The following is a 6,275-nucleotide window of genomic DNA, read 5'->3' as shown; positions in this document are numbered from 1 at the left end:
ATCGGGCCGGGGCCGGGGGGTTGCGGCTCGGTTGTTTGCCCACGCACGGAATGGGCGCGGAGACGTCGGCCTCGGGGAGCGGGGATCGCGGAACGCTTCCTCGCCCTCCACGTGTCCCCGCGCAGGCGGGGACCCAGGGTCAAGCAGAGCAACGTCTGTACCGAGTGGGACTCCTGGACTCCTGCGTTCGCAGGAGCACTGGTGAGGGTAACGCTATGCGTATTCCGGCTCGCGTCGGCGATAAGGTGGCGTCAAGCGGGGCTTCCTCGGCCATCGATCGGGGGAGCGTCCTAGCGCAGCAACCCGGCGGCGCGGAGTGCGTCGTTGATGACGCCGGCGACGCCGGTCGGTTCGCGCGTCGGCGTGGCGATCCGCGTCAGTCTGGCGGTGCCGCGCGACGGCGCGGCCAGCGCCGGGGCGATGCCCCAGAAGGCGGCGATGCGGCGGGTCGAGGACAGGCCGACGTCGAGCATGAACGGGCCGGGCGTGCCGCATGCCTCCGGGCCGTGCGCGGCGATCGGGGTGCCGTGGCCCATGCCGTGGATGCGGTGATCCTCGATCACCACCCGGCCGGCGGCATCCTGCCAGCCGCGATAGGCGTGATTGCCCTGCGCCGCCTCGACGTCGGGTCGCGCCGCGACCTGATGCAGCGCGCGCCATTGGGTCAGCAGCGCCTCGGCATTGGTCTGGTCGACCGTCGCGTCGGCGTCGCCGTGCCAGATCGACAGCGTCGGCCAGACGCCGCGATGCGCCGAGGCGTCGCGCGCCAGCGTGCCGAGCGCGACGGCGTCGGGCATGTTGTGGCCGCGCATCCGGTCGAGCGCCTGCATCACCCCGCTCGCGGTGCCGTACGGCAGGCCGCCGAGGATCGCGCCGCCGGCGAACACTTCGGGATAGGTCGCCAGCATCACCGCGGTCATCGCGCCGCCCGCGGACAGGCCGTTGACGAAGACGCGGGCGGGATCGACGTCGTGCGCGTCGATCATCGCCGCGATCATCTCGCGGATCGAAAAGGCCTCGCCATGGTCGTGGCTGACGTCTTCGGGCGCGAACCAGTTGAAGCAGAGGTTGGGATTGTTGGCGCGCTGCTGCTCGGGGAAGAGCAGGACGAAGCCATGCTCGTCGGCGAGCCGGGACCAGCCGGCGCCGGCGTCATAGCCCGCGGCGGTCTGCGTACAGCCGTGCAGCACGACGACCAGCGCCGGCCTTGCCGTCACCGAATCGGGGACATAGGTGCGCGCGAGCAGATTGCCGGGATTGCGGCCGAAGCCGGTGAGCTGGCCGAGCCGATCGCTGCCGCCCGTCCAAGGCTGCTGCTGGCCCTGCGCCGCGGCGAGCCGGCTGATCGTGTCTGACAAACGTCGCATGCGCGCACTCCGAAAGGGACAGGACCGCCACCAAGCGTGTGATGCTGCATTGCACAATATGGTCGGGGGTGATGGGATAGCAAGGCGGCGCGTCTTCCCACCCCGCGGGCAAGGGAGATTTAGCGAACGATGAGGTCGACCTGGCTGCCGCCGGCGGGATCGGCGCTGACGTAGACGACGTAAGCCGCGTTGCCATGGGTGCCGCCCAGGACGTGCTGCGCGCCCGATGCCTGATGCTCGGCCGAATAGCCGGCGCGGGTGACGCGGGCGTTATACCAGTCGAGGATGCGGCCGACCGGGGCGCTGCTCGCGAAGCTGACGACGCGCAGGCCGCAGGCGTCGTTGCCCGCCGCCTCACGGACGCGGGCGTCCGGGTAGAGCGGCACCGCGGCGGGCAGGCGATTGGCCCACCCGGCCGAATAGGTGACGCGCGCCGCGCAAGGGGCACCGGCCGCCGATTGCCGGCTGGCGAGTTCGCCCAAGGTCAGCGCGCCGTCGGCCTTGCGGCAGGCGGGGCAGTCGCTCTTGGCGGCGGGGGTCGGCTTGAGGTCGGCCGCCGCGACGCGGTCGGGGGTGGCGATCACCGGTTCGGGTGGCGCGGACAGCGGGTCGGGACGGCTCGGCGGGCGCACGACGTTGGTATTGGCGCTCTGCGTCAGCGCCGGATCGACCATGATCTGGTCGCGCAGCGCCGCGGTCAGCGCGGGATCGCGCTGGTTGCCGGGGCCGGCGGCGGTGAGCTCCTGGTCGAGGCTGTCGAGATCCTGCTGCGAAGCAGGCTGCTTGCTGCACGCGGTCAGCGCCAGCGCGAGCAAGAGGAGGGGGCGAATCGCAGTCACCGCAATGAGATGGCGCAGCCACCGTTAAGACGCCACCGGTGAATCCGGTTAACATTACGTCACGCCGGCCCGGCTTGTCCCGTGCGGGGACGAAGGCCATATTCGGGCCATGCTCAATATCGTCTCCATCGCGATCGGCTTCGTCACCTTGGTGCTCGGGCTGGTCGCGTTCATTCCGCTGCTCGGCTGGATGAACTGGCTCGTCATTCCGATCGGCATCGTCGGCGCGGCATTCGGCGCGCTGTCGTCGTCGAACGGCGGGCGCAACCTCAATCTGGTGCTGATCGTGATCTTCGCGATCCGGCTGAGCCTGGGCGGCGGGATCTTCTGACCAGAGAATGCGTCCCTGGCCTTTCGCCAGGGACGCGCCGGGATCAGCCGAAGGTGGTGGCGAGCGTGATCTCGCAAGTCAGCACCTTGGAGACCGGACAGCCGGCCTTTGCCTCGTTGGCGATCCGCTCGAATTCGGCCTGGTCGATGCCCTCGACGTGGCCGGTGAGGGTCAGCGCCGATTTGGTGATCGTGAAGCCGTCGCCGTCCTTGTCGAGCGTGACCTTGGCGTCGGTCTTGAGATTACCCTGGCTGTGGCCCGCACCGGCCAGCGCGAAGGCGAGCGCCATCGTGAAGCAGCCGGCGTGCGCGGCGGCGATCAGCTCTTCCGGGTTGGTGCCGGCGCCATCCTCGAAGCGGGTGTTGAAGCCATATTGCGTGTCGGACAGGACGCCCGACTGGGTCGTGATCTTGCCCTTGCCGTCCTTGCCGAGGCCTTCGTAGCTCGCCGAAGCGCTGCGCGTTACCATATCGTCGGTCTCCATCGTGGGATTGGTCCGAAGCGATACGCAAAAGGGGCGCCGCGAGTTGCCTCGCGACGCCCCCGTCGACCGAAAAAGGTCTCGGCTCAGCGGCAGCGACGCTTGCCGCCGCGATCGATCTCACGGCCGAGCAGGCCACCGGCGACCGCGCCACCGAGCGTGCCGACCGTACGGTCGCCGCGGGTGTCGATCGTCCGGCCGAGCAGCGCACCGCCGACCGCGCCGACCACGGCGCCGGTGGTGCCGTCGGGCTTGCGGCAGCGGATACGGCCGCGATCGTCGCGCCATTCGCGATACTTATGGCGCTGCGCATCGGCCTTCGACACCGGGACGATCATCGTCGCCGGCACCACCATCGCCGCACAGCCCATCGCAAGCATCAGATTTCGCATGGTAACACTCCCGTTTTTTGAAAATCGTGTCGCATCAACGTCATCCTGTTAGGCGCGGTTGCATGAACCTGAAACAACGTTCCGTTCAGGAAACGACCGGGGGGTCGGGGGGCTCATTTGCCTTCGCCGCGAGACGCTTGCGGTACCGATTGGCGAGCAGGGTCGCACCCAGCACGAAGCCGCCGGGCGCGAGCAGGACGACGGCGGCAAGGCCGATCTGCTGTTTGGTGAAACGCATGGGGACGGTGGTAGCGGGACGGGATGAACGATAGATGAGGGGCGCGGTCGCGCGCCGTCAGAACGGCATCTTGAGGCGGAGCATCGCGCGTGGGGCACTCTGGCCGTTCGGCAGGCTGCCTTGTTCCGCCTCGGCCGAGAGGCGGGTCTTGCCGAGCGTCGTGACGGCGCGGATCGGGCGTTCGGCGTAGCGGGTCTCGTCGAGCCGCGGCAGACGGTCGGCGCCCGCCGCCCGGCCGCAGACGACGATGTCGCCATGCCGGTCGGGGGTGCCGCAGGGCACCGCCAACGGCGCCGGCGCGGGTCTGATCGGGCGAAGTTCGGCGGGCAGCGGCGGTCCGGCCACCGGTGCCGCCTGCAACGCCATCATGATCGCCAGCCGCATCGTATCGCCTCCCGATGCGGTAAAGCTGCCGGCCAATTGCGGCAGCCGCATGACGCCTCAGCGATAGTTGAAGCTGATGCTGATCCGCTCGCCCTTGGCGGCATTGGGGACGACCTCGTGGCGCAGCCAGCTTTCCCACAGGAAGACGCTGCCCGGCTTCGGCTCGGCATAGACGAAGGTGGCGTGGCTCTCGTCGGCATCGGCGCGGCGGGTGGGGGCGGCCATCATCATCGGCAGCCGCGGATCCTCGAGCCTGAGCGCGCCCGCGCCCGGCGGGGTTGCGACATAGATTGTGCCGCTGACCGCGCTGTGCGGATGGATATGGCCCGAATGATTGCCGCCGGGCTTCAGAACGTTGACCCACAAACTGTCGAGCTTGAGCTTGCGACCGCCGAGATCGAAGGCGCAGGCGTCGGCGAAGCGCGCGACATGTTTGTTGAGCAGTCTCACCAGATCGGCGAAGCGCGGGTCGCGCGACGGCAGATCGTTGAGCGAGGCGTAGGAGGTATAGCCGCGATAGCCGTGCGCCTTCGACCAGGCGACGCCGGCGCGATCCTCGCGCGCGAGGTCGAGGCAGGCCTCCTCCAGTTCCGCGAGCAGTGCGGCGTCGCCGAGATCGTCCTCGTAGAAGCGGGTGGCGAACAGGGTGCGGACGGTCATTGGGCGAGCCTCAGGGCAACGTCGTTCATGAAGCGGACGTCGTCGTCCGCGGCGAGCCACGGCGCCTCCGCCCCGATCGCGCCGAGCATGTCGGCGAGCGGATCGAGTTCGGCCTTGGCGTAATTGCCGAGCACATAGCCGGTGACGCGGTCCTTGTGGCCGGGATGGCCGATGCCGATCCGCACGCGGCGAAAGTCGGGGCCGAGATGCTGGTCGGTCGAGCGCAGCCCGTTATGACCGGCGGTGCCGCCGCCGCGCTTCACCTTCACCTTGAACGGCGCGAGGTCGAGCTCGTCGTGGAAGACGGTGAGCGCATCGGGGCCGAGCTTGTAGAAGCGCAGCGCCTCGCCGATCGCGCGGCCGCTCTCGTTCATGAAGGTGGCGGGCTTGAGTAGCAGCACCTTCTGGGTGCCGACGCGGCCCTCCTGCGTCCAGCCCTGGAACTGCTTACGGACCGGCGCGAAGCCGTGCATGTCGGCGATCAGGTCGATCGCCATGAAGCCGACATTGTGCCGGTGCATCGCATATTGCGGTCCCGGATTGCCGAGCCCGGCCCAGATCTGCATGACGTTCCTATTCTTCCTCGTCACCCCGGACTTGTTCCGGGGTCGACTCCGCGGCTGGGAGAACGGCTGGAGGCTCTGGTTCTGCTCCTAGCCGCCCGGTGGACCCCGGAACAAGTCCGGGGTGACGGGGTGGGTGGGATAGCGGTCCGGCCAACGAAAAAGGGCAGGGGAGCGTTGCCGCTGCCCTGCCCCGGTTCCGTCACCGCCGTGGCGGCCCCCCAGCTTAGTTCTTCTGGGTGGTGATCTTGTCGTCGTCGTTGTCGTCGTCGTTCGGCTCGGCGTCGGCAGCAGCCTCGGCGGCCTGCGTCTCGGCGACCTCGGCGTCGAGCGCCTCGTCCTGCGCGGTCGGGACGGTCGGCGGCACGATCGTGGCGATCGCGAAATCGCGGTCGTCGATCGCCGGCTTGGCGCCCTTGGGCAGCTTGACGTCGCTGATGTGGATCGAATCGCCGATCTCGAGGCCCTTCAGCGAGATGCTGATCTCGCTCGGGATGTCGGCGGCGTCGACGACCAGCTCGATCTCGTGGCGGGTGATGTTGAGCACGCCGTTACCGCGCTTGATGCCGGGGGCATCGTCTTCGTCGGTGAACACGATCGGCACCGCGACGGTGACTTCGGTGTGCTCGCCGATGCGCAGGAAATCGACGTGGATCGGGCGATCGGTGACGGGGTGGAAGGTCACGTCCTTGGCCAGCGTCCGCTGTCCGTCGATCATGATGACCGAGGTCATGAAGTGACCGGTCATCAGCGCCTTGGTCAGCGCCTTCTCTTCGAGGTGAACCGAAGTCGGTTCCTTGTTCTGGCCGTAGATCACGGCGGGGACGCGGCCGTCACGACGCAGCGCCCGGGAGGCTCCCTTGCCAACCCGGTCGCGCGTCTCGGCTGCGAGCGTAATGGTGTCGCTCATGCAGATAACCTTCCGAAACGTGCTAAAGTGTCTTCCCGCGCCACGCCTCCAGGGATGACCATGGCCGGAAGCGGGGGCGCTTAGCCGATGGGGGGTGAAAAGGCAAGGTG

General features: G+C 68.6%; 10 protein-coding genes. 1 reads left to right on the top strand and 9 read right to left on the bottom strand.

Annotated features, from left to right (window positions below):
* Positions 1-290: 290 nt before the first annotated feature.
* Both FFS23_RS19590 and FFS23_RS19585 read right to left on the bottom strand, forming a co-directional pair.
* On the bottom strand, positions 291-1,367 hold the full coding sequence (locus FFS23_RS19590) for an extracellular catalytic domain type 1 short-chain-length polyhydroxyalkanoate depolymerase (protein WP_137899922.1): 1,077 nt from the start codon (positions 1,365-1,367) through the stop codon (positions 291-293).
* A gap of 119 nt (positions 1,368-1,486) precedes the next feature.
* On the bottom strand, positions 1,487-2,206 hold the full coding sequence (locus FFS23_RS19585) for a hypothetical protein (protein WP_249340771.1): 720 nt from the start codon (positions 2,204-2,206) through the stop codon (positions 1,487-1,489).
* Positions 2,207-2,315: 109 nt separating this feature from the next.
* On the opposite strand from FFS23_RS19585, the gene FFS23_RS19580 reads away from it, so the two are divergent.
* Entirely contained in the window at positions 2,316-2,537 is a 222-nt protein-coding gene (locus FFS23_RS19580; RefSeq protein ID WP_038662840.1) for a hypothetical protein, read from the top strand.
* Between the two features lie 43 nt (positions 2,538-2,580).
* Here the strand turns inward: FFS23_RS19580 and FFS23_RS19575 are convergent, their stop codons facing one another.
* From FFS23_RS19575 to FFS23_RS19550, 7 genes are all read right to left on the bottom strand, one after another.
* Positions 2,581-3,006 carry an OsmC family protein gene (locus FFS23_RS19575; RefSeq protein ID WP_038667158.1) on the bottom strand — a complete coding sequence of 142 codons (426 nt, stop codon included), beginning with the start codon at positions 3,004-3,006 and terminating at the stop codon, positions 2,581-2,583.
* Positions 3,007-3,104: 98 nt separating this feature from the next.
* Positions 3,105-3,410, bottom strand: coding sequence for a glycine zipper 2TM domain-containing protein (locus FFS23_RS19570; RefSeq protein ID WP_038662836.1), 306 nt, complete (start codon positions 3,408-3,410; stop codon positions 3,105-3,107).
* An 85-nt stretch (positions 3,411-3,495) separates the two neighbouring features.
* A complete protein-coding gene (locus tag FFS23_RS20245) occupies positions 3,496-3,648 on the bottom strand; it encodes a hypothetical protein (RefSeq protein WP_169742545.1) in 153 nt (50 codons plus the stop codon).
* 57 nt (positions 3,649-3,705) lie between these two features.
* Entirely contained in the window at positions 3,706-4,083 is a 378-nt protein-coding gene (locus tag FFS23_RS19565; RefSeq protein WP_249340770.1) for a 5'-nucleotidase, read from the bottom strand.
* A 6-nt stretch (positions 4,084-4,089) separates the two neighbouring features.
* A complete protein-coding gene (locus FFS23_RS19560) occupies positions 4,090-4,692 on the bottom strand; it encodes a TIGR02466 family protein (protein WP_137899920.1) in 603 nt (200 codons plus the stop codon).
* Positions 4,689-5,258, bottom strand: coding sequence for an aminoacyl-tRNA hydrolase (gene pth / locus FFS23_RS19555; RefSeq protein ID WP_137899919.1), 570 nt, complete (start codon positions 5,256-5,258; stop codon positions 4,689-4,691). The genes FFS23_RS19560 and pth overlap by 4 nt, the downstream gene beginning before the upstream one ends.
* 223 nt (positions 5,259-5,481) lie before the next feature.
* Positions 5,482-6,165, bottom strand: a complete 684-nt coding sequence (locus FFS23_RS19550) for a 50S ribosomal protein L25/general stress protein Ctc (RefSeq protein ID WP_038662828.1) — start codon at positions 6,163-6,165, stop codon at positions 5,482-5,484.
* Between the last annotated feature and the right edge of the window lie 110 nt (positions 6,166-6,275).

Source organism: Sphingomonas sp. 2SG (assembly GCF_005503285.1).
GTDB classification, from domain to species: domain Bacteria; phylum Pseudomonadota; class Alphaproteobacteria; order Sphingomonadales; family Sphingomonadaceae; genus Sphingomonas; species Sphingomonas taxi.
This window is presented reverse-complemented; position numbering and strand designations above follow the sequence as displayed.